Raw genomic sequence first — 22,613 nt, 5'->3', positions numbered from 1 at the left:
ACTGGGCGTCGAGCCGCTAACACTGATCGCCTATCTCGCTCGCCTCGGTACCTCGCTGCCGATCGAGCCCGTGACCGATCGCGCCGCGCTGGTGGAGACGTTCGACTGGTCCCGCTTCAACAAGGCCAACGCCCTGTTCGATGAGGCGGACCTCATCGCGCTCAACACCAAGATCCTGCATCATCTTGATTTTTCAGCGGTTCAGCACCGCCTGCCGGAAGGCATGACGGAAGCCGACTGGCTGCTGCTGCGCGGGAATATCGACCGGCTGGAAGACATCGCCTCCGTCTGGAAGATTGTCACCGGCCCGGTCAATTCCGTCATTGAGGACGCCGAGTTCATCGAGACCGCCAAGGCCATTCTCGATGCCCTGCCGTGGGCGGATGACATCTGGAAGCGCTGGACCGGCGTGCTCAAGGAGCGTACTGGCCGCAAGGGCAAGGAGCTTTTCCTGCCGCTGCGCCTCGCCCTCACCGGCGAACCGCACGGTCCGGAAATGGCCCCTCTTCTTGTGCGCATCGGCCGCGAAGCCGCTCTGGAACGTCTGACCGTCTAATGAACCAACCTGTCATCGTACTCGTGCGCCCGCAGCTGGGCGAGAATATCGGCATGGTCGCACGCGCCATGTGGAACTTCGGCCTGTGCCACCTGCGCCTCGTCGAGCCGCGCGACGGCTGGCCGAATCCGGCCGCCGGTCCTGCCGCCTCCGGCGCGGACGTGGTGCTGGACAAGGCCGAGTTGTTCGACACGCTGGAAGCCGCCGTGGCGGACTGCAACCGCGTCTATGCCACCGCCATGACCCTGCGGCGCATGATCAAGGAAACCACCACGCCGGGCGGCGCGGTCGAGCAGATGAACCAGCTTGCCGCCCAGGGCGGGCGCAGCGCCATCGTGTTCGGGCCGGAACGTACGGGCCTTACCACCGAAGAGGTGGCGATGGGCGACGTGCTGATCTCCATCCCGACCAACCCGGAATTCGGCTCGCTCAATCTGGCGCAGGCGGTCATCGTCCTCGCCTATGAGTGGTACCGCCAGCAGGACACGACGCCCCCGGTACGCCTTGAGGGCGACTACGAAGGCCCTGCCACCCGCGAGGCGCTGGACGGGCTCATCAATCATCTGAACGATCTGCTGGAGCCGCGCGGTTACTTCCATCCGGACCACCGCACCGAAAGCATGAAGCGCACCCTGCGCAACATCTTCGAGCGCCCCGGCTTCACCGGCCAGGAAGTGCGCACCCTGCGCGGCGTCATGCGCTGCCTGGCAGGCGAGCTCAACCGCAAGCCTGCCAGCGATATCCAGGGTTCCGGAGAGATCTCCGGCGAATAAGCGTTCTGGCAAGAGGGGCCCCTGCCCCTCTCCAACAAGGGATTTGGCACGATGGCCGATGATTTCGTAAGGCACCGTCAGCCGTGGACGATGGACGAGACCGCCAAGCTGCGCCGTCTCGCCGCCAAGGGCGAAACCCTGAAGGGCGTGGCCAAGGCGCTGCGCCGCAGCGAGGAAAGCGTACAGGCCCGCGCCAAGGAACTGGGCCTGACCATCAGCAAGATGCGCTGACGCCGTCCGGCTATTCCGGCTATGCGGCCATCCTGCGCCTTGCCTGCAGCAGCCATTCCGAGCCGCTCACCAGCAGGATGCCGCCCAGCACCATCAGGGAACCCACGACGAAGTTGAAGTCGAGCGGGTCGTTCATCAGCCAGACGCCAAAGCCGATGCCAAACAGCGGCGTCAGGAACGACAGCACGCCGAGCCTTGAGGCAAGATAGACCTTCAGCAGCGCAAACCAGATCAGGAAGGTGACGAAGGACACCACCACCGACTGGAAGGCGAGAATGCTCACGGATCGCACGTTGAGCTGGAGCGTCGTCTCCCCCGTTGCCAGTGCTGCAACCAGCAGGATCACGAACGCGCCCAGCAGCTGATATTGCAGCGTGACGGTCGCCGGCGCACGCGAGAGGGACGAGAACCGCACCGCGAGCGTCGTTGCCGCCCAGGCCATGCCCCCGGCAATGCCCAGCAGATCCCCCAGCCACATCAGCGGCATGTCTGTCGCCGAGTCCCCTCGCCCGGCAAAGGTCACCACGATGCCACCGAACGCCAGCAGAATGCCGCCCCACTGGATCGGCCTCAGCCGCTCTGACGGCAGCTTCCAGTGCAGGCCAAGCGCCGCAAAGATCGGCGCGGTATAGAGAAAGATGCCCATGTGGGAGGCGGTGGTGTAGCGCAGCCCTTCGCCAACGAAGAGATACTCCAGCGCGAAGAGCAGTCCCACGAGGAGACCCGGCCGCCAGATGCCGCCCTTTACAGTCAGCCGCTCGCGGCGGAACAGCATGAGCAGCCCGACCAGTACTGCGGCGATACCGGACCGCAGCGCAAGCTGGAGCAGCGGCGCAATGTCCTGCGCGTTCGCCTTGATCGCCACCTGCTGCAAGGCCCACAGCACGCACAGCATGAGCATGAGCCCCGTAGCCCGCCCGTCCAGTTCCTTACGCGTGTCCATCCGAACCCGATCCACTAACGCACCTATCCGCCAAGGCGCGCCTCATACGCCTCGGCCACGCGCTGTGCCAGTGTTTGCTCCTTCTGAAATTGACTTTCCCGCGCAGGCCCGTATAAGGCCCGTTCGCTCCGATGGACCCGCACCCTCAGTGAAGCGGTGTCCGCATTGGCCGGTTTACGGGCCAGTGGCGTGTTCTGAGGACCTGGACGTAACAAAAGAACGATTGGAAGGATTGTCATGACCAAGCGTCTGACTTCGAAATTCAAGCTGGACCGCCGCCTTGGCGAAAACATCTGGGGCCGTCCGAAGTCTCCGGTGAACAAGCGTTCCTACGGCCCGGGCCAGCACGGCCAGCGCCGCAAGGGCAAGCCGTCCGACTTCGGCATTCAGCTGCGCGCAAAGCAGAAGCTGAAGGGCTACTACGGCAACATCACCGAGAAGCAGTTCCGCAAGGTGTACGCTGAAGCCGTCCGCGTGCAGGGCGACACCGGTCAGAACCTGATCGGTCTGCTCGAGAGCCGCCTGGACGCCATCGTTTACCGCGCGAAGTTCGCCGCGACCCCGTTCGCCGCTCGTCAGCTGGTGAACCACGGTCACGTTCTGGTGAACGGCCGCCGCCTGAACATCGCTTCGGCCCGCATCCGCGTCGGCGACGTTGTCGAGCTGCGCCAGCGCGCCAAGGAAATGGCAGTGGTTCTGGAAGCGCTGGGCTCCGCCGAGCGTGACGTTCCCGACTACCTGCAGAACGACGGCCCGTCCAAGGTGACCTTCGTCCGCATCCCGACGCTGGACGAAGTGCCGTACCCGGTCCGCATGGAACCGAACCTGGTCGTCGAGTACTACTCGCGCTAATTTCTTCGCCTTTCGGCAAGAAGTACGGACAACGCCCGCGATTGCAAATCGCGGGCGTTCCTGCTTTTGTACGGTCCCATGAGACAGTCAGAAAAACTCGCCCTTCAGGCAACCGAAGCCTATAATTCCGGCAAGGTCGCAGAAGCCGTCACCCTGTTCCAGAACGTGCTGCGTCTGGATCCGAAGGACCGCCGCGCCCTCAATTTCCTGTCGCACTACGCCCTCCAAAGCGGCCAGTTCGATGCTGCCATCCAGTTCCTGGCCGATCTGATCAAGGCCGAACCGGCGAACAGCAACGCCCGCCGTATGCTGGGCGAGGCGCTGGAAATGAAGAACCTGCCGGAGCAGGCCGAAAAGCTGTACCGCGATGCGCTGGTGGCGGACCCCGCCAACCACATGGCGGCGGTCTATCTCGCCATCCTCCTCGCCCGCCGCGGCAAGCAGGACAAGGCGGCGCAGATCGTCTCCCTCGCCTTCCAGCAGGATCCCACCTTCATCGAGTACGGCTACGCGCCGGAGGTCTTCCCGGCCGCCGCCCAGCGCGTGCGCGATGCGGACGTGCTGCTGCGCGCCCATCTGAACGCCCAGCACAAGGACGCCGCCAAGGCGTCCGAGCGGATTGCAAGCGCCATCTGGCCGCAGATCCCGCTGGAGCGCTTCGAGTATACCACGCCCGGCCAGCAGCCGTGGCTGTTCTACCTGCCCGACCTGCCCGCCGCCGCCGTGCATGACGCTGCCACCGTTCCGGGCCTTGCCGACTTTGCAGCCAGCGCGGAAGCCATTCGCGCCGAAGCCACTGCAAACATCGACCTTGAGGCGGATGGCGAGCCCGGTGCGCCCGGCCTGCCCGCCGTCATGGCCAACAGCTCCGTCCGCTCCGTGTTTCTCTATCGCAATGGCGAGCGTCAGGAAGCGCTGGACGCCCTGCCCGCACTTGAAGCGGCACTAGGCAAACTCAACCTCGGCAAGGCCGGCAACGGCCCGGCAGACGTGCGTCTGGTCATCCTCGCGCCGGGTGCGGAGCGTCAGCTGGTGTTCGGCCAGTCCAACGCCCACCTGACCATTCACCTGCCGCTGGTGGCAGGCGCTGGCGAAGCCGGTGTGGAGGTGGACGGCAGCGTCCGCAACTGGACAATCGGCGAGCCGCTGGTGTTCGACGACACCTTCGAGCACAAGCTGGTCAACCGCACCGATGCGCCGGTGATGGTGCTGCACACGCAGGTCTATCATCCGGAGCTGGGCGCGGCGGACATCGCCGCCATCGAGGCCAGCTTCAACGCCCGGCGCGACTGGCTGGCCAACCGCTCGTTCGACTGAACAGCCGTGAAATGATCTCACCCGCAAGGGTGGGTTTGGAATTCGAAAAGTTCAACGCCCTGTTTACAACGGGGCGTTGAACATATATGCCGGTCCGTAATAGGAACGCAGCATGACATTCGTGACGACCATTTCTGCCTTTACGGTCCCGGCCATTACCGCCGGTCGCACTGCTATTGGTCGTGCTCAGCTGCTTCGACTTATGCGCCCTTAGGCGCCAGTCTGCCGGCCTGTCTCGGTCTTGGCGGCGCCTAAGGGGTTTTAAGGCGCAGCATGAATCTTGAGTTCTCATAAAGACGAGACCCGACATGACCGGTAACACCGTAAAGATTTTCGATACCACCCTGCGTGATGGCGAGCAGTCCCCCGGCTGCTCCATGAACTTGGAAGAGAAGCTGCGCGTTGCCGCTCAGCTGGAATCTTTGGGCGTCGATGTGATCGAGGCCGGCTTCGCCATTGCCTCCGAAGGCGACTTCGAGGCCGTCAGCGAAGTGGCCCGCCAGTGCAAGAAGGCGACCGTGATGAGCCTGTCGCGCGCTGCACTGGGCGATATTGACCGCGCCTGGGCCGCCGTTCGTCATGCACAGTCCCCCGGCATTCACACCTTCATCGCGACTTCCGCCCTGCACATGCGCGTGAAGCTGCGCATGGAGCCGGAAGAAGTGCTGGAAGCCATCCGCACCTCGGTCAGCCACGCGCGCAATCTGGCTCCGAACGTCGAGTGGTCGGCCGAAGATGCCACCCGCTCTGACCCGGACTTCCTGGCTCGCGCGGTAGAGACCGCCATCAACGCCGGTGCGACCACCATCAATCTGCCGGACACGGTGGGCTACGCCACGCCCGAGACCTACAGCGCCATGTTCCGCTCGATCATCGAGCGCGTGCCGAACAGCGACAAGGCGATCTTCTCCACCCACTGCCATAACGATCTGGGTCTGGCCGTCGCCAACTCGCTGGCAGGCGTTCAGGGCGGCGCGCGTCAGGTGGAATGCACCATCAACGGCATCGGAGAGCGCGCGGGCAACGCCGCTCTGGAAGAGATCGTGATGGCGCTGCGCACCCGCGCCGACGTCATGCCCTTCACCACCAACATCGTGACGACCGAAATCACCCGCGCCTCGCGCCTGATCTCGGCCATCACCGGCTTCTCCGTGCAGCCGAACAAGGCCATCGTCGGCGCCAACGCCTTCGCTCACGAAAGCGGCATCCACCAGGACGGCGTCCTGAAGGACAAGCAGACCTACGAGATCATGACGCCAGAGTCGGTCGGCCTGACCGCCAACAATCTGGTCATGGGCAAGCACTCCGGCCGCGCCGCCTTCCGCGAGAAGCTGGACCAGCTGGGCTACACCCTGTCGGACAACGAGTTCCAGGACGCCTTCAAGCGCTTCAAGGCGCTGGCCGATGCCAAGAAGCACATCTACGACGAGGACATCATCACTCTGGTCGATGATGAAACCCTGCGCACGCATGACCGTATTCAGGTCGCCGAGGTGGAAATCTACTGCGGCTCCAACGGCCAGCGCGCCATCGTCACGCTGCGCATTGACGGCGAGGAGAAGATCGCGGCCTCCAAGGGCAACGGCCCGGTGGATGCCCTGTTCAACGCCATCCGCCAGCTGGTGCCGCACGAGGACGCCAACCTGAAGCTGTATCAGGTCCATGCGGTCACGCAGGGCACGGATGCTCAGGCGGAAGTCACCGTGCGTCTGGAGGAGAACGGCCGCACCACGCAGGGTCAGGGTGCCGATGCCGACACCATGGTCGCCAGCGCCCGCGCCTACGTGAATGCGTTGAACAAGCTGGTGCTGAAGCGTACCAAGCATGAGGTGGACCCGAGCGAGGGCGTGCGTACCCGCGCCTGAGCTCGCCGAACAGACGGAGCCGAACCGTGACGGTTGAAGACGAACGCCAACTCGCTGGCCTGAAGCGCTCGGGAGCACTGGTGCGTGACATTCTGCGCACCATGCTCAACGAGGCGAAGGCAGGCGTGACTGGCCTCGAACTCGACCGCATGGCACAGGAGATGATGGATCGCGCCGGGGCCCGCTCGGCCCCGCGCGCGGCCTACAACTTCCCCGGCGCCACCTGCATTTCCATCGAGGGCGTGGTCGCTCACGGCATCCCCGACGAGCGCCCCTTGCGCGAAGGCGACCTCATCAACATCGACGTCTCGCTGGATCTGGACGGCTACTGGACCGACAGCGGCGCCTCCATGGTCGTCGGCGGCAAGGCCACGCCCGAGCAGGCCAAGCTGCTGGAGACCACCAGACGCGCCATGACCAAGGGCATCTACGGCGCCAAGGCCGGCCAGCCGATCAACGAGATCGGCCGCCGCGTCGAAGCCGAGGCCAAGGCAGGCGGCTTCAAGGTGTGCAACACGCTCACCGGCCACGGCGTCGGCCGCAGCATCCATGAAGAGCCCACCGTCTGGAACCACTACGTCCGCAGCGCCCGCCAGAAGCTGCAGGAAGGCCTCGTCATCACCGTCGAGCCGTTCCTCACCACCGGCAACGCCAAGATCGTGGAAGCGGACGACGGCTGGTCGCTCTACCCCGCCGACATGGCCCCCATGGCCCAGTTCGAGCACACCATCGTCGTCACCCGCGGCGCGCCGATCATCCTGACGGCCTGACGGCTGGGTTTATAATTCTCTGATTTCTTATTTTTTGCGAGGGGCTTGGCCCTCGCGCTCCCATTCGGTTTTTGGGTACATTCGCCTGACAGACCGGCGGTGTATTCATTTCAGCTTTTTGATCGATCGCGCTTGCAGCGCGCTCCTGAAACCCGGCCCTTTCAAACGAAAGGGGGTGTGGGGGTTACGGACCCCCACGAAGGAATATTCTGAAATAAACGAGCCCGCGCGTCAGCGCTTCAGGCGGAACAGTTCGTGGTCGCGCCCGCCGCGTTCGATCACCTTGTCGAACACGAAGCCCAGCTTCTCGATGACGTGCCGTGCCGGATCATCGCCTGCCGATACGGTGCTGACGATAGGCAGCGTGATGTCCGCGATCAGCTTGAAGTACAGCACGGCGCGGGCCATTTCAGTGGCATAGCCCTGCCCCCACTGGGAAGCGCGCACGGCGTAGCGCAGCTCGAAGCACGGCTCGCCATCGATCGTCTCCGGCTTCAGGCCGCAGTAGCCGATGAACGTGTTGGTATAATCCAACTCGAACACCCAGGGGCCGACGCCTTTGGTCTCCCAACTGTCCATCGAGCGCACGATCATGTCGGCGGTTTCTTCCTCGCTCCACGGCTTGCCGGTGGGGGAGAGCGTCCGCATGACGGTCTGATCGCGATGCAGCAGTCGGATGCTGTCAAAGTCGCTGAGACTGATGGGATGAGCGGTCAGCCGCAACGTCTTGAGCTGACGGGTTAACGGCTCGGCAAGCTGCTGTTCGCTCGACTGAAACATTGGATTTAAATTCACTCCTGTCGCCTCCAGGGCCGGTGATGAAACCGCACCGTTGGTTCGTGAAGCTTATAACGTTCCTGGCGGAAAAGGCACGCACGGCTACCCCATTGCAGCCACGGTCCATCCCCCCTGTTCCGGTGGTTCGGCAGAGGGGCGCAACAAAAAAGGGCGGGCCCTCGCACGTGCAAGGCCCGCCCCGTTTCTGCTGATCAACCGCGCGCCTTACTCGGCGGCGATCCGATCACTGCGCGTCTTCCACAGCGAGTAGCCGACGCCGGCCGCCAGAATGGCGAAGGTGATGGCCAGCGACACGCTCGGCGGGAATTTGCCGCCCGGCATATCGACCAGATCCGCAATGAAGATTTTGGAGCCGATGAACACCAGCAGCACGCTCAGCGCATACTTCAGGTAGTGGAAGCGATGCACCATCGCCGCCAGCGCGAAGTACAGGGCGCGCAAGCCCAGCACCGCGAAGATGTTCGAGGTGTAGACGATGAACGGATCGGTGGTGATGGCGAAGATCGCCGGCACCGAGTCCACCGCGAAGATCACGTCCGCGAATTCCACCATCAGCAGCGTCAGCATCAGCGGCGTCATGAACAGCGCCATCTTGCCGGTCTTCGGGTCGGTCTGGCGCACCCAGAACTTGTCGCCGTGCAGCTGGTCCGTCACGCGCAGGTGGCGGCGGAAGAACTTCAGCAGCTTTGAGTCCCCCACCGAGTATTCCTCCTCGGCGGACAGCCACATCTTGATGCCGGTGAGGATCAGGAACGCTGCGAACAGGTACAGCACCCAGCTGAACTCGGCGACCAGCGTCGCACCCGCGCCGATCATGATGCCGCGCAGCACGATCACGCCCAGAATACCCCAGAACAGCACGCGGTGCTGATAGAGGCGCGGAATGGCGAAGTAACTGAAGATCATGGCGATGACGAACACGTTGTCCATCGCCAGGCTTTTCTCGACGACAAAGCCGGTCACGTAGGCGGCACCGGCTTCCGAGCCCATCTGCCACCAGATCCAGCCGCCGAACGCAAGGCCAAGGGTAATGTAAACGGCCGAAAGCGCCAGGCTCTCCTTCACGCCGATCTCGTGCTGGTCCTTGTGCACGATGCCAAGGTCAACAGCGAGCAGCGTGACCACAATTCCCAGAAACGTCAGCCACATCCAGACCGGCGTTCCCAGCCAGAGGTTCCCCAGCACCCCTGAAAGCAACTCGGGCATATGCCTCTCCAATCAGAGTTTTCCCTGCGAGGCGCGCGAATGATTGATTTGGAGGGGGCAAAAACCCGGACCCAGCATCGAGCGCACTCGATGCGGTCCGACATCACGTATGGCCTTGCGCCACACGCCAGAGGGGCCCGGCCCGCATAACGCGGAAATTGGCCCCTGATGGCTCTGAGGTCAAGGGGGCACACTCGGAAAATAGTGGGATTGCTGCGCCTGTCCCGCCCTCGATACCGTGCGCAACCGGTGCTAGGCTGCACCGCTAACATGCAGCAGGAGCAAGCATGTACCGGCCACCCGCCTTCCGCGAAGATCGCCCCGAGGTCTTGCACGCCCTCATCCGCGCCCATCCGCTGGGAACACTGATCACCTACGGCTCGGGCGGGCTGACGGCCAACCTGCTCCCGTTCACGCTTGTCGAAGACGGGAACGGCAGCGCCATCCTGCGCACCCATCTGGCGAAGGCGAACGAGCAACTGGTAGATCTGTGCGAAGGCCCGGAGGCGCTGGTGCTGTTCCAGGGGCCGCAGGCCTATGTGTCCCCCTCATGGTACCCCTCGAAGCAGGAGCACAAGAAGGTCGTCCCCACCTGGAATTACGTCATGGTGCAGGTCCGGGGCCTGCCGCAGGTGATCGACAGTGCGGACTGGCTCCTCGAACAGATTTCCCACCTCACCGAGACACAGGAGAATCATCGCCCGGACCCGTGGAAAGTCTCCGATGCGCCGGAGTGTTTCATCGCCAGTCTGCTGAAAGGCATCGTCGGGCTGGAAATCCCCATCGAGCGGATCGAGGGCAAGTGGAAGGTCAGCCAGAACCGCTCCAGCACCGATCGGCAGGGCGTGGCGGACGGCCTGCGCCACGAAGACAACGCCCCCGCCATGGCCGACCTCATCGAGACCCACCGCCGGGACCTGCTCTGACGCAAGGCGCATCAGCGTGGAATTAAAGCTGGTCAGACACCTTTATCAAGGCAGCGTCTCCTCACAGAACACCGGATCAACTGACTGATAATTCAGCACCGCCCCGTCAGAACTCAGCATTTGAAACCCATCCGAGCCTGCAGTGTCGAACGTCGGATAGGCACGACCATTTATGACTTTGTAGAAGGGCGAGATTGTAGCCAGGCCCCTCTTCTGAATGCGAAACCGGTATCCGTCTGGCGTCATCTCAGCTTCGAGAGGTGCGTGGGAAACCAGGTCAATACCGGTTTTACTTGCTTCCAGGTGAAATCCAATCCTAGGGAATTCACCCTGAAGAATCTTCATACCGTCTGAATTCAGAGAAATACTTGGGCCATTATTGGTCCCGTAGCATCCCACAACCAGATCATTTCGCAAATTATAGGTCGGCTTGTCACGCGTTATCACCGCAATAGCAAGCATAAGGGCAAAAATCACATAAAAAAAACGTACAACCTTCCAATAATGACTATCAGAGAGTTCCATTGTTTTCCGATATCACAAGAACGAGCCGCTAACTTAAACAGCATACACCACTCCTGCCATTCGAACAGCTACTTGCCAGATCGTTCCTGTTATGTTCTATTTCGCCTATGACCCAGACGCGTGGACGAGCGGCAACGAACAACCGGGCAAGTGCACGGTTCAACCTTCCTGACCGAGAGCCTGACGGCGATTGGCTGGACGCGGAGGGCGTTACTGATGAGTTGCCGCCGCTGGCGACCACAATCACCATCGAGAAACCCAAAACCATCCTCACCCGCAACCAGAGCCCGGACCTGCCGTTTGATCGCTCGGTGAACGCCTACCGGGGCTGCGAGCACGGGTGTATTTACTGCTACGCGCGTCCCACCCATGCCTACATGGATCTCTCGCCGGGGCTGGACTTCGAGACGAAGCTGTTCGCCAAGCCGGACGCTGCTGCGCTGCTGGAGAAGGAGTTGGGCAAGCGGGGCTACACTCCCTCGCCCATCGCCATGGGCACCAATACCGATCCCTACCAGCCCGTCGAGAAGCGCTACGCCATCACCCGCAGCCTTCTGGAGGTGATGGACCGCACGGGGCATCCGGTTACCATCACCACCAAGAACTTCGGCGTTACCCGAGACATTGATCTGCTGGCACGGCTGGCGGCGCGGCAACTGGTAAGCGTGAACATCTCCGTCACCACGCTTGACCACCGCCTGGCCCGCCTGATGGAGCCGCGCGCCTCGACGCCGAAGCGGCGGATCGAGGCCATTCGGCTGCTCAGCGAGGCAGGCGTGCCGGTCAACCTGTTCCTCTCCCCGCTGATTCCCGGCCTGACCGACCATGAGATTGAGCGCATCATCGAGGCTGCCGCCAAAGTCGGTGCGCGCGGCGCATCCACAATCCTTCTGCGCCTGCCGTGGGAAGTGGCCGGGCTGTTCGAGGAATGGCTGCACGACAACGTGCCGGACCGGGCCGAGCGGGTGCTCTCGCTCCTGCGCCAGAGCAGGGACGGCCGCACCAACGATCCGGGATTCGGCAGCCGCATGACCGGCGGCGGCAACGCCTATGCCCAGATGCTGCGCGCCCGATTCCGTGCCGCCTGCGCGCGCCACAACCTGCTGCGGGACGATTTCTCCTTGTCCGTCAGCCACTTCCGCGCCCCGCAGGGTCCGCAGCTGTCTCTCTTCTGAGTCTGGCCTGAGAGGGGTGCAACACACCCTCTCATACACCCCTAAGACACCCTGAAACCCGCTTTTCACTCATTTCGTCGATGAATCCGCGCGACTCATCGATGGTGTACCCGTTTCCTATTGTTTTATTCTGCTACTGTTGTACATGACTAACACACTAACACGACGAACCCAGTGAGTAGCGGCCACCGAGTACCAGTGCAGTCAGCCCCCCCCAACGCCCATTTCGGAGAAACGCCATGACCCTGTCCTCGATCTTCAGCTTCCAGAAGTCCACCTGCGCTCTTTCCGCCATCGCTCTGACGGTTGCCACCATGCTGGCCACCACCGCCACCGATGCCCGCGCTGAAGCCCCGGCCTCTGTAGGCGAGTGGGTGAGCCATGCCGAGGCCCAGCTGGACAAGACCATTCAGTATCCCGCTTTCGCGCTGCGGGAAGGCAAGCAGGGCCTGGCCCGCATCTCCGCCACCGTATCGCCGGACGGCACGCTGAAGGATGTTTCCATCGCCCGCTCGACCGGGGACGCAGGCCTGGATAAGGCCGCGCTCAAGGCGGTGCAGAAGCTGGACAAGCTCCCCCCGCTGCCGCAGGCCGCAACGCCCCGCAACATCACTCTTCAGGTCGGTTTTGGCATCGCTCGCACGCCCGAGCAGGAAGTCCAGCTGGCCGAGGCATTCAAGGAACAGCCGGAGACGGCCCTCGCTTCGGCGAAGTAAGGCCCCCGCTGTCCTTAGCAAGGATCCGGCCCGCCCCCTCGCGGGTCGGATAACAACCGGGGCTTTTACTCACCGGCCCCGGGACTATCGTAGCCCTGCCTGCGGGAGAGCTTACCCCAGCTCTCCCGCACCCTTTTTGGCTCAATCCCCCGCTTGCCCTGTTGCACGCGCCTGCGGCGGATGTATTGAAGCCCGCATGGCCAGGACGATCCCGACGCTGGAGCTTGAGCTCACCCATGCCGCCACCTGCGGCGGGCTGATCGTCGGCATCGACGAGGCCGGGCGCGGCCCGCTCGCCGGGCCCGTGGTGGCCGCGGCCGTCATTCTCGACGTCGATCGCCTCCCCTGCGGCATCCATGATTCCAAGACCCTCAGCCGCCCGAAGCGGGAAGCGCTGATGGAAGCTATTCTGGAACAGGCCATTGTCGGCGTCGGCGAAGCCAGCGCGGCGGAGATCGACGAGATCAACATCCTGCAGGCCACCTTCCTTGCCATGCGCCGCGCGGTGGAGGCCCTGCCCATCCCGCCCGCCGTCGCGCTGGTGGACGGCAATCGCGCGCCCCGACTTGAGATGCCCTGTCACACCGTGGTGAAGGGAGACGCCACCTGCCTCTCCATCGCCGCCGCCAGCATCGTCGCGAAAGTGACTCGGGACCGGATTATGGACCGGCTCGCTGCCGAACATCCGGGCTTCGGGTGGGAACGCAACGCCGGATACGGCACTGCCGAACACATCGAAGCGCTGCGGCAAATCGGCCCGACACCCCACCATCGGCGCTCGTTTTCACCGGTTCGCGCAGCCTTCGAAGCCCTGCTTCCGCAAGAACTTGCCGAGTGAGTCTTTTCGGCAACACCGCATCATCTTGAGTCTCCAAGCGAATCGCGACTCTACAAGTTGTATCCGAGTCGCAACGACGAGTCGTTTCGCCGCGACTCGGCGGAATCGTTCTGATTCCGGCTGCGAATCGAAGCATTGACCTTTGCGAATCAGCGAATCACTTTGGCCGCTCGGCATGTCCAGCCGAAGTTTTGAAGTTTCAGGTCAAGGGTCAACAACATGAATTCGCTGCCGCTCAATCAGATTCTCATGGGCGACTGCATTGAAATGATGAACCGCCTGCCAGAAGGCTCGGTGGACATGATTTTTGCTGACCCGCCGTACAATCTTCAGCTGGGCGGCGAACTGCTGCGTCCTGACAACAGCAAGGTCGATGCCGTCACCGATGACTGGGACAAGTTCTCCAGCTTTTCCGATTATGATCGCTTCACCCGTGAGTGGCTGGCCGCCGCCCGCCGGGTCCTGAAGGACAACGGCACCCTCTGGGTGATCGGCAGCTACCACAACATCTACCGCGTCGGCGCGATCCTGCAGGATCTGGGCTACTGGATCCTCAACGACATCGTGTGGCGCAAGGCCAACCCCATGCCCAACTTCAAGGGCACCCGCTTCACCAACGCGCATGAGACGTTGCTGTGGGTCTCGAAGTCGCAGAACGCCAAGTACACGTTCAATTACGAAGCGATGAAGGCGCTGAACGAAGACCTGCAGATGCGCTCTGACTGGCACCTGCCCATCTGCTCGGGCGCGGAGCGCGTGCGCGTCGATGGCGAGAAGGCCCACTCCACCCAGAAGCCGGAAAGCCTGCTGCACCGGGTGATCCTGTCCTCCACCCGGCAGGGCGACACCGTGCTCGACCCGTTCTTCGGCTCCGGCACCACCGGCGCGGTTGCCAAGCGGCTGGGCCGCGACTTCATCGGCATCGAGCGGGAGGAGCGCTACGTCTCCATCGCCCGCGACCGTATCGCCAAGGTGGAAGCGCTCGGCCCCGATGCGGTGACAACCATGACCTCCAAGCGGCAGGAACCGCGTATTCCCTTCGGCGCGCTCATCGAGACCGGACTGCTCAAGCCCGGCAGCGTGCTCACCGATCCGCAGCGCCGCTACTCGGCAAAGGTCCGGGCGGACGGCTCGCTCGCCATTGCCGACGCCACCGGCTCGATCCACCAGATCGGTGCCAGGGTGCAGGGCGCGCCCGCCTGCAATGGCTGGACCTTCTGGCATGTAGAGCAGCGTGGCAAGCTGGTGCCAATCGACGCCTACCGCCAGAAGCTGCGCGCCAGCATGGCCGCCGCCTGAGGATTCCCTGACCGTTTCAGAACTCCGATCCTGAAACGAAAAAGCGCCGTCGGGCTCGACCTGACGGCGCTTTTCTTTAAGCTGGCAGACGAAGCTTCAGGGCATCAATCGCCCTTAATGACCTCTTCGCCTTCCTTGCCGACGGACTCGATGTCCTGGCCGGCGCCCTGAACGGTGTTGCAGGCTGCTGCGCCCAAGGCGAGAGCCGAAACGAGCATGAGCCGGATCAGTGAAGACATAATGACTTGCTCCTGCATTGACTGTCACAGAAGGTAAGTCCGCATCCGTCATAAAGTTCCCGACCCCACCCGGGCCGGACAGTATTTTTGGCTATTAAGCCAATCAGTTGCCTTTGATAACATCCTCGCCGGTTCGACCGACGGATTCGATATCGCGCCCCAGACCTTTCACGGTGTTGCAGGCGGTCGCGCCAAAGGCAACACACGCCAGCACAACAGCCGCCACGAACTTGTTCATCTTGCTTGCTCCATCCACGTCACACGTTCCCGGCCCTTATAGGCCGTCACGACCTTGCCACATGCTGAATAGCTTGGCTGCGCTTGGCCGAAAAGCCCCTGTTCCGGCACCTCAGAACACCTCAAACCAATCCGGCTCAAACCAGTCGGGGCGTCAGCGCATGGCGCACGGCCTTCACCATCACCGTCGGCAGGCCCGCGGTCTCGATCGCCGCCACCGGATGCCAGAAACCCTGCTCTGGGTTGATCCGGCGCGGCAGCACCGCCCGGGCAACCGTCAGCTCCAGATGGAAATGCGTAAAGGTGTGGCGCACACCCCCGGGCACCAGCGCCCACTCCGCCTCCGTTGGGGCCTGATCCATCAGATGCCAGCCATTACCCACCGGCGTTGCGGTCCAATCTGACGTAGGCAACTCCGGCAGGCCGCCCAGCAGCCCCTTCGGCGGGCGGCGGCGCAGCAGCACATGACCATCCGCCTCCAGCCAGAACACCAGACCGTGGCGTGTCGGCTTCTCCGCCTTGGGTGCCTTCAGCGGCCAGCGCTCCGGCGTGCCAGAGGCGCGGGCGGCGCACCCGCTCGCCACCGGGCAGGCCCCACAGGCAGGAGAGCGCGGCGTGCAGATGGTTGCGCCCAGATCCATCATCGCTTGCGCAAAATCCCCGGCGCGCCGGTCCGGCGTCAGGCTGTCCGTCAACTCCCGCAGACGCGGGCGCGCGGCGGGGAATTCCTCCTCCAGCGCGAACAGGCGGGAGACCACCCGCTCCACGTTGCCGTCCACTACCACCGCTCGCTGCCCGAAGGCGATGCTGGCAATGGCCGCTGCCGTATAAGCCCCGATGCCCGGCAGTTTCAGCAGTTCCGCCTCTGTTGCGGGGAAACGGCCGCCGTGATCGCGCACTACGGCTTGCGCGCAGGCATGCAGGTTGCGGGCGCGGGCGTAGTAGCCCAGCCCCGCCCAGGCGTGCAGCACATCGTCAAGCGGGGCCGCGGCCAGATCAGCAACCGTCGGCCAGCGGGCAAGGAACCGCTCGTAATAGGGAATGACCGCGGCCACCGTCGTCTGCTGCAGCATGATCTCGGACAGCCACACGCCGTAGGGGTCAGGCATTGCCGCCCCTTTTGAGACGGCATCGGGCGGCGTACGCCACGGCAGGATGCGGGCATTCAGGTCATACCAGTCGAGCAGTGACCGGGATACGTCGGGTTCTGAGAGAAGGATCTGGACGGACATCCCCTCACCTATGGCATAAGGTGGGGCGTGAACAAGTCATCCTCCACTCGGCCGCCCGGAAAACCGGGCGAGGCCACCTCGGGCTCAGGCAAGCCTCCCTATGACAGGAGCAAGCGCCGCCGCGCCGTCACCCGTGTCTCCGATCTCACCGCGCTGGTGGCGGACAAGGTCATCCGCAAGCAGGGCTTCGTGCAGGCCTCCGTCGTCTCCCGCTGGAAGGAGATCGTCGGGCCCGAGTTCGCCCGCTACTGTCTGCCGGTCAAGCTCAGCTTTCCGCCCGGTCAGCGCCGGGGCGGCACCCTCACCATTCAGGTGGACGGCCCCTTCGCCCTGCACCTCAATCACGTTCAGTCGCAGGTGATCGAGCGGGTGAACCGCTTCTTCGGCTATGCCGCCGTCGAGCGGCTCGCGCTGCGGCAAGGCCCGGTGCCTGAACTCGCCACCCTGAGCGAAACCCCCACCGCGCCTCTTGCGCCGCAGGAGGCAAAGGTGCTTGAAGAGGCCGTGAGTGGCGTTAAGGATCAGTCACTTGCCGACGCCCTCGAACGGCTGGGCCGTTTGGTCCTTTCGCGTCCAAAAGCTTGTGGATAACCACCACAATGGGCTTGGCAGGATACCGGGTCCGAGACAATACTCCACGCTGCCACTAGAATTAGGCATGCAATCTCGAAAGGCTACGAGATGTTGAAGAAGAATCTTGTCACGGTCAGCTTTGCGGCGGTGGCCGCAATCGGTTTGCTGGGTGCGGGCGTTTCCGCCGCCTCGGCGCAGACCGCTGCCACCAAGACGGCCGCCAAGACCGTTGACTGGACCACCGTGGTGCAGGCAACGCCCGAGGGCGGCTTTGCCATGGGCAATCCCAAGGCCTCCGTAACCCTGATCGAGTTCGCCTCCCTCACCTGCCCCCACTGCCGCGACTTCCACACGCAGGCGATGGACCCGCTGAAGAATGACTACATCAAGAGCGGCAAGGTGCGGTACGAGTTCCGCAACTTCATCCTCACCGGCCCGGACTACGCCGCCTCCCTGCTGGCGCGCGCTCAGGGCCCGAAGCGTTTCTTCCCGCTGCTGGACGCCTTCTTCGCCCGGCAGGACCAGTGGGTGAAGCCGTTCATGGCCGTCACCGAAGCGCAGCAGAAGCAGCTTGCCACCGTGCCGCAGCAGCAGCAAATCAAGGCTCTGGCCGAACTGGGCAAGCTTGACGAATACGTCCGCCGCCTCGGCATCCCCAAGGCAAAGTTCGATCAGGCCCTGACCAATCAGGCCGAGATCAAGAAGCTGGCCGATATGCGCAAGGACGCGGTAGAGAAGTATCAGATCACTGGCACCCCCAGCTTCGCGCTGAACGGCAAGAAGCTGGACGGCGTGAACACCTGGGCAGACGTAAAGGCCCGGCTGGATTCCGCCCTCAAGTAATCTGGGCTCTCAACTCATCTGGCCAGAGGCGGCCCGCCAGCGGGCGGCTTCTGGCCAACAGGAAAGAACACCGGCGTGCAATTCAAGCGTCTCAGGCTCTCTGGCTTCAAGTCCTTCGTTGATCCCACCGAAATGCGGATCGAGGAGGGCCTGACGGGCGTCGTCGGTCCCAACGGTTGCGGCAAGTCCAACCTTCTGGAAGCGCTGCGCTGGGTCATGGGCGAATCAAGCGCCAAGTCCATGCGCGGCACGGAAATGGAAGACGTGATCTTCGCGGGGACGAGCAACCGCCCGCCCCGCAATTTCGCGGACGTCGCCCTGCTGCTGGACAACGCCCAGCGCCGCGCCCCCGCCCAGTTCAACGATACGGACGAGATCGAGGTCACCCGCCGTATCGAGCGCGATCTGGGTTCCGCCTACCGCATCAACGGCAAGGACGTGCGCCAGAAGGACGTCCAGCTGCTGTTCGCGGACGCCGCCACCGGCGCGCACTCGCCCGCTCTCGTCAGCCAGGGCCGCATCGGTGCCATCGTCACCTCCAAGCCGACCGAGCGCCGCGCCATCCTCGAAGAGGCTGCCGGCATTTCCGGTCTGCATACGCGGCGCAAGGAAGCCGAGCAGCGCCTGCGCGCGGCAGAGACCAATCTCACCCGCCTCGATGACGTGCTCGGCCAGATGGAAGGCCAGGTCGGCGCGCTGAAGCGCCAGGCCCGTCAGGCGGAGAAGTATCGCACCCTCTCGGCGGACATCCGCAAGGGCGAGGCCATCCTGCTGTTCCAGCGCTGGCAGGAAGCCGCCCAGCGCCTTGCCGAGAGCGAGGAGCAGCTGAAGGCGGTCGATGCCGCCGTGGCTGAGTGGACCGGCGCTACCGCCCGCCTCACCGGCGAGCAGGCTAGCGTCGCCGCCGACATGCCGAACCTGCGGCAGGAAGAAGCCCACGCCGCCGCTGCGCTCCAGCGCCTGACGCTGGCGCGGGACGAACTGGCTGCCGAAGAGAAGCGCATCACCGAGCGGCGGGAACAGCTGACCCGCCAGCTTGAAGACATCATCCGGGACCAGACCCGCGAAGCCTCACTTGAGGCGGACGGCGCTGCCGCCCTTGAGCGGCTGGCGACTGAGAAGGCCGAGATCGAGGCCCGCCTGTCGGAAGACACCGAGCGCGAGGCCGCCGCCCGCACTGCCGTGTCCACCGCCGAAAGCGCAGCATCCGATGGCGAACGCCAGCTCGACGAACTGACCCAGCACAACGCACAGGTACTCGCCCAGAAGGGCGCGCTGGAAACGCAGATCGAGGCGGCACGCCAGCGCATCGCCCGCCTGCAGGACGACCTCGCCCGTGTTGCTGCCGAGCGCACCCGGCTGGAGGCCGAAGCCGCCAGCGATGGCGCCGGCCTTGCCGAGACGGAAGAGACCGTCCGCCAGACCGAAGAGGCATTAAGGGAACAGTCCGAACGCATCGCTGCGGCCGAGAAGGTGCGCATCGAGGCGGAAAGCCATCGCCAGAAGACCCGCGCCGAGGCGGAAGCCGAGCGTGACGGGGTCCGTCGCCAACAGGAGGCCGAGCGCCAGCGCGTCCGCGCCGAAGCCGAAGCCGAGCGCGAAGCCATTCGCACCGGAGCCGAGGAAGAGCGTCAGCGCGTCCGTGCCGAGGCCGAAAGTCAGCGCGATGCCACCCGCGCCGCTCTGGAAGCTGAGCGCCAGAAGGTCCGGGCCGAGGCCGAAGGCCAGCGCGATGCCGTCCGCGCCCGCTTGCAGGCCGAGCGCGAGAAGGTCCGCTCCGAGGCCGAAGCCGAGCGCGATGCCGTCCGCGCCCGCCTCGAGGCCGAGCGCGAGCGCGTCCGCGTCGAGGCGGAAACCGAACGTCAGGCCACCCGCCAGCAGCTGGAAGCCGAGCGTGAGCGCATCCGCACCGAGGCTCTGGGCGAACGCGATGCCGTTCGCGCCCGCGCCGAGGAAGAGCGCACCCGCACCCGTCAGGAGCTGGAAACCGAGCGCGAATCCGTTCGCGCCACGGTTGAAGCCGAGCGACAGGCTGCGCGACAGGCGCTGGAAGCCACCCGCGAGGCCACCACGCGTGAGCGCCGCGAGGCGGAAAGCTCCGTGGCGTCGCTCCGCACCGAACTTCAGACGCTGGATCGCCTGCTGGCAGCCCGTCAGGAAAAGGCAGGCGGCACGCCGGTCATCGACCAGCTCTCGGTCGAACCCGGCTTCGAGGCCGCCCTCGGTGCGGCGCTGAGCGAAGACCTGAACGCGCCTGTCGGCGGCGATGCCAAGCGCCGCTGGCCGGAAGTCGCCATCGAGGCAACCGATGCGCCCTTGCCTGCAGGCACGCGCCCGCTCATTGATCTGGTCAAGGCCCCCGGCGGTCTTGCCCGCCGTCTGCGTCAGATCGCAGTGATCGAGAACGGGGCTGATGGTCTTGCCCTCGCCGCCAAGCTCGCTCCCGGCCAGCGCCTGGTCAGCAAGGACGGCCAGCTGTGGCGGTGGGATGGCTTCTATGCCGCCGCGCCCCAGAGCGGCTCCGAACAGGAGCGCCTGTCGCAGCGCAACCGCCGCACCGCCGTCGCTGCCGAACTGGAAAGCGCCGAGGCACGCCTCAAGACGGTGATCGAGGAGACTACCGCCGCTCTTGCCGCGGCTACGAAGCGCCACGACGAAACCCAGAGCGCCGGTGCGACCGCCATCGCCGCTGTCGATAAAAAGGCGCAGGAAACCCTCGCGGCTCTTCAAGCCCGGCTCGAGGCTGAGATTCAGGCCGCTGACCGCAAGGCGCAGGAGGCCATCGCCGCCGTCCAGACCCGCGTTGAGACCGAACTTCAGGCCGCCGACCGCAAGGCGCAGGAAGCCGTTGCCGAGGTGCAGGCCCGCGCCGAGACCGAGATCGCTGCTGCCGACCAGAAGGCGCAGGACGCCATCACCGCCATTCAGGCCCGCGTCGAGGCTGAAATCGCCACGGCGGACCGGCACGCGCAGGATGCTATTAACGAAGTGCAGGCCCGGGCAGAAAGCGGCATCGCAGCCGCCACCCGTGCCGCGCAGGAAGCCATCGCCGCCGTCCAGACCCGCATCGAGGCGGAAATTCAGGCCGCTGATGCACGAGCCCAGGAAACCGTCGCCGCCGTTCAGGCCAGGGTCGAGGCCGCTATTGCCGCTGCTGACAAGCACGCGCAGGACCTGATCAACGCGGCTCAGGTGAAGGTGGATGAAGCCATCGCCGCCGAGCGCGAGACCCGCGCCCGCCGCACCGCGCTGGAGCAGACGCTGGCCGAAGCCCGCCGTCGCCTCACCCACCTGCAGCAGGAAGCCGCCAAGCGCGACACTCGCCTGCAAGGTCTGGCCGATACCGCCCGCCGCCTTGGCGATGAAATCGCCCTGCGCGAGAATGAGCGCACCGCAACGCAGGAAACGGTGGATGCTCTGCCGGATACGGACAAGCTTGCCGAGCAGGTGAGCGAGCAGCGCCGTCTCGTGGAAAGACTGCGCACCGATCTGGCCACTGCCCGCGCCGGGCTCGACACCCTGCTGCGTCAGCTGCAAAGCGACCGGAAGCGAATCGAAGCCATCGCCGTCGAGCGCGAGGCCTGGGCCACCCGCCTATCAGGCGGTCAGGAGCAGTTGCTGGTTCTGGCCGAGCGCAAGGCCGCCGCCGAGGCCGAGCTGTCGAGCATCGAGGCCCGTCCCGCCGAGATCGAGGCCCAGCGCCTTGGCCTTGCGGACGAGATCACCAAGGCCGAGGAGCGCCGCAAGAAGGCGGCCGACACTCTGGCCGAGGCCGAGACCCGCCTGCGCACCAAGGATACCGACCTGCGGCAGGCCAACGAGCTGCTGGCGCAGGCCCGCGAACAGCGCGCCCGCCTGGAAACGGCCGTCGAGAACTATGATGCCCGTCGTCAGGAGCTGGCGCTTCTGATCGGCGAGCAGTTCCAGTGCCCGCCCCCGCTCCTCCTCCAGACCATCGAGGTTCCGGCCGAGGAAACTCTGCCGCCGATGCGCGAGCTTGAGGTGAACCTGGAGCGTCTGCGCATGGAGCGCGAACGTCTGGGCGCGGTCAACCTGCGCGCCGAGATCGAGCTGGAAGAGCTGGAGACCCAGCGCACCACCATGATCAACGAGCGCTCGGAGCTGGAAACCGCCATCGCCAAGCTGCGCTCGTCCATCGGCACGCTCAACCGCGAAGGCCGCCAGCGGCTGCTGGAGGCGTTCGAGCTGGTCAACGGCCACTTCTCGCACCTGTTCACCAGCCTGTTCGGCGGTGGTCAGGCCCACCTTGCGCTGGTGGAATCCGATGATCCGCTGGAAGCCGGCCTCGAGATCATGGCCTCGCCGCCGGGCAAGCGGCTGCAAACCCTCTCGCTGCTGTCGGGCGGCGAGCAGGCGCTGACCGCCTGTGCTCTCATCTTCGCGGTGTTCCTCACCAACCCGGCTCCCATCTGCGTGCTGGACGAAGTGGACGCGCCGCTGGACGACGCCAACGTCGAGCGCTTCTGCGATCTTCTGATCGAGATGACGAAGAAGACCGACACCCGCTTCCTCGTCGTCACCCACAACGCCGTCACCATGAGCCGCATGGACCGCCTCTACGGCGTCACCATGGCAGAGCGCGGCGTCAGCCAGCTGGTGTCGGTGGACCTTCAGCGCGCCGAAATGCTGCTGGCGGCTGAGTAGGCACAGGCGGGATTCGAAGATGAAACGGCGGGCC

21 protein-coding genes and 1 pseudogene are annotated in these 22,613 nt (G+C 64.5%); 15 read left to right on the top strand and 7 right to left on the bottom strand.

The genetic code is table 11. The annotated features are described in order from the left end of the window. The 3 genes and pseudogenes from VIG90_RS10820 to VIG90_RS10810 all read left to right on the top strand — a co-directional run. Nucleotides 1–556: pseudogene (locus VIG90_RS10820) on the top strand (glutamate--tRNA ligase); the annotation flags it as partial. Then, nucleotides 556–1,329 carry an RNA methyltransferase gene (locus tag VIG90_RS10815; protein WP_331593527.1) on the top strand — a complete coding sequence of 258 codons (774 nt, stop codon included), beginning with the start codon at nucleotides 556–558 and terminating at the stop codon, nucleotides 1,327–1,329. The pseudogene VIG90_RS10820 and the gene VIG90_RS10815, both read left to right, overlap by 1 nt. Nucleotides 1,330–1,380: 51 nt before the next feature. Beyond that, nucleotides 1,381–1,560: a hypothetical protein gene (locus VIG90_RS10810; RefSeq protein ID WP_331593526.1), complete on the top strand. Its 180-nt coding sequence runs from the start codon at nucleotides 1,381–1,383 to the stop codon at nucleotides 1,558–1,560. Nucleotides 1,561–1,579: 19 nt separating this feature from the next. On the opposite strand, the gene VIG90_RS10805 is transcribed toward VIG90_RS10810, so the two are convergent. After that, nucleotides 1,580–2,503: a DMT family transporter gene (locus tag VIG90_RS10805; RefSeq protein WP_331593525.1), complete on the bottom strand. Its 924-nt coding sequence runs from the start codon at nucleotides 2,501–2,503 to the stop codon at nucleotides 1,580–1,582. A gap of 237 nt (nucleotides 2,504–2,740) precedes the next feature. Here VIG90_RS10805 and rpsD point away from each other — a divergent pair, with 237 nt between their 5' ends. The 4 genes from rpsD to map all read left to right on the top strand — a co-directional run bounded on the left by rpsD (nucleotide 2,741) and on the right by map (nucleotide 7,307). After that, the gene (gene rpsD / locus VIG90_RS10800) at nucleotides 2,741–3,355 is read left to right on the top strand and encodes a 30S ribosomal protein S4 (RefSeq protein ID WP_331593524.1); all 615 of its coding nucleotides are present in this window, start codon (nucleotides 2,741–2,743) and stop codon (nucleotides 3,353–3,355) included. 78 nt (nucleotides 3,356–3,433) lie between these two features. Continuing rightward, entirely contained in the window at nucleotides 3,434–4,672 is a 1,239-nt protein-coding gene (locus VIG90_RS10795) for a tetratricopeptide repeat protein (RefSeq protein ID WP_331593522.1), read from the top strand. A 308-nt stretch (nucleotides 4,673–4,980) separates the two neighbouring features. Continuing rightward, complete coding sequence (locus VIG90_RS10790; RefSeq protein WP_331593521.1) at nucleotides 4,981–6,537, top strand: 2-isopropylmalate synthase; 1,557 nt, start codon at nucleotides 4,981–4,983, stop codon at nucleotides 6,535–6,537. Nucleotides 6,538–6,563: 26 nt separating this feature from the next. Further along, on the top strand, nucleotides 6,564–7,307 hold the full coding sequence (gene map / locus VIG90_RS10785) for a type I methionyl aminopeptidase (protein WP_331593519.1): 744 nt from the start codon (nucleotides 6,564–6,566) through the stop codon (nucleotides 7,305–7,307). A gap of 231 nt (nucleotides 7,308–7,538) precedes the next feature. On the opposite strand, the gene VIG90_RS10780 is transcribed toward map, so the two are convergent. Continuing rightward, entirely contained in the window at nucleotides 7,539–8,087 is a 549-nt protein-coding gene (locus tag VIG90_RS10780; protein ID WP_331593518.1) for a GNAT family N-acetyltransferase, read from the bottom strand. 222 nt (nucleotides 8,088–8,309) lie between these two features. After that, entirely contained in the window at nucleotides 8,310–9,311 is a 1,002-nt protein-coding gene (locus VIG90_RS10775; RefSeq protein ID WP_331593517.1) for a TerC family protein, read from the bottom strand. A 287-nt stretch (nucleotides 9,312–9,598) separates the two neighbouring features. Between VIG90_RS10775 and VIG90_RS10770 the strand changes: the two genes are divergently transcribed. Further along, entirely contained in the window at nucleotides 9,599–10,237 is a 639-nt protein-coding gene (locus VIG90_RS10770) for an FMN-binding negative transcriptional regulator (RefSeq protein ID WP_331593516.1), read from the top strand. Nucleotides 10,238–10,282: 45 nt separating this feature from the next. Here the strand turns inward: VIG90_RS10770 and VIG90_RS10765 are convergent, their stop codons facing one another. After that, a complete protein-coding gene (locus VIG90_RS10765; RefSeq protein ID WP_331593515.1) occupies nucleotides 10,283–10,762 on the bottom strand; it encodes a hypothetical protein in 480 nt (159 codons plus the stop codon). A gap of 107 nt (nucleotides 10,763–10,869) precedes the next feature. Here VIG90_RS10765 and VIG90_RS10760 point away from each other — a divergent pair, with 107 nt between their 5' ends. The 4 genes from VIG90_RS10760 to VIG90_RS10745 all read left to right on the top strand — a co-directional run bounded on the left by VIG90_RS10760 (nucleotide 10,870) and on the right by VIG90_RS10745 (nucleotide 14,790). Then, a complete protein-coding gene (locus tag VIG90_RS10760) occupies nucleotides 10,870–11,937 on the top strand; it encodes a PA0069 family radical SAM protein (RefSeq protein WP_331593514.1) in 1,068 nt (355 codons plus the stop codon). Between the two features lie 239 nt (nucleotides 11,938–12,176). Next, nucleotides 12,177–12,653, top strand: a complete 477-nt coding sequence (locus VIG90_RS10755) for an energy transducer TonB (protein WP_331593513.1) — start codon at nucleotides 12,177–12,179, stop codon at nucleotides 12,651–12,653. A gap of 196 nt (nucleotides 12,654–12,849) precedes the next feature. After that, nucleotides 12,850–13,491 (top strand): ribonuclease HII, encoded by a 642-nt coding sequence (locus tag VIG90_RS10750; protein WP_331593512.1) that lies wholly within the window; start codon nucleotides 12,850–12,852, stop codon nucleotides 13,489–13,491. 219 nt (nucleotides 13,492–13,710) lie between these two features. After that, a complete protein-coding gene (locus tag VIG90_RS10745; protein ID WP_331593511.1) occupies nucleotides 13,711–14,790 on the top strand; it encodes a site-specific DNA-methyltransferase in 1,080 nt (359 codons plus the stop codon). Between the two features lie 104 nt (nucleotides 14,791–14,894). On the opposite strand, the gene VIG90_RS10740 is transcribed toward VIG90_RS10745, so the two are convergent. From VIG90_RS10740 to mutY, 3 genes are all read right to left on the bottom strand, one after another. Then, nucleotides 14,895–15,029 carry an entericidin A/B family lipoprotein gene (locus tag VIG90_RS10740; RefSeq protein WP_414695491.1) on the bottom strand — a complete coding sequence of 45 codons (135 nt, stop codon included), beginning with the start codon at nucleotides 15,027–15,029 and terminating at the stop codon, nucleotides 14,895–14,897. Nucleotides 15,030–15,132: 103 nt separating this feature from the next. After that, the gene (locus VIG90_RS10735) at nucleotides 15,133–15,267 is read right to left on the bottom strand and encodes an Entericidin EcnA/B family protein (protein ID WP_331593510.1); all 135 of its coding nucleotides are present in this window, start codon (nucleotides 15,265–15,267) and stop codon (nucleotides 15,133–15,135) included. Between the two features lie 136 nt (nucleotides 15,268–15,403). Beyond that, entirely contained in the window at nucleotides 15,404–16,498 is a 1,095-nt protein-coding gene (gene mutY, locus VIG90_RS10730) for an A/G-specific adenine glycosylase (protein ID WP_331593509.1), read from the bottom strand. Nucleotides 16,499–16,525: 27 nt separating this feature from the next. Here mutY and VIG90_RS10725 point away from each other — a divergent pair, with 27 nt between their 5' ends. From VIG90_RS10725 to VIG90_RS10715, 3 genes are all read left to right on the top strand, one after another. Continuing rightward, the gene (locus VIG90_RS10725; protein ID WP_331593508.1) at nucleotides 16,526–17,089 is read left to right on the top strand and encodes a DUF721 domain-containing protein; all 564 of its coding nucleotides are present in this window, start codon (nucleotides 16,526–16,528) and stop codon (nucleotides 17,087–17,089) included. A 90-nt stretch (nucleotides 17,090–17,179) separates the two neighbouring features. Then, complete coding sequence (locus VIG90_RS10720; RefSeq protein WP_331593507.1) at nucleotides 17,180–17,914, top strand: thioredoxin domain-containing protein; 735 nt, start codon at nucleotides 17,180–17,182, stop codon at nucleotides 17,912–17,914. Between the two features lie 75 nt (nucleotides 17,915–17,989). Beyond that, a complete protein-coding gene (locus VIG90_RS10715; protein ID WP_331593505.1) occupies nucleotides 17,990–22,579 on the top strand; it encodes an AAA family ATPase in 4,590 nt (1,529 codons plus the stop codon). The last annotated feature ends 34 nt before the right edge of the window (nucleotides 22,580–22,613 follow it).

The organism is Pedomonas sp. (assembly GCF_036515995.1).
Lineage (GTDB): Bacteria > Pseudomonadota > Alphaproteobacteria > Sphingomonadales > Sphingomonadaceae > Pedomonas.
The sequence above is the reverse complement of the archived record's forward strand: the minus strand, read 5'-3'. Positions and strand labels throughout refer to the sequence as shown.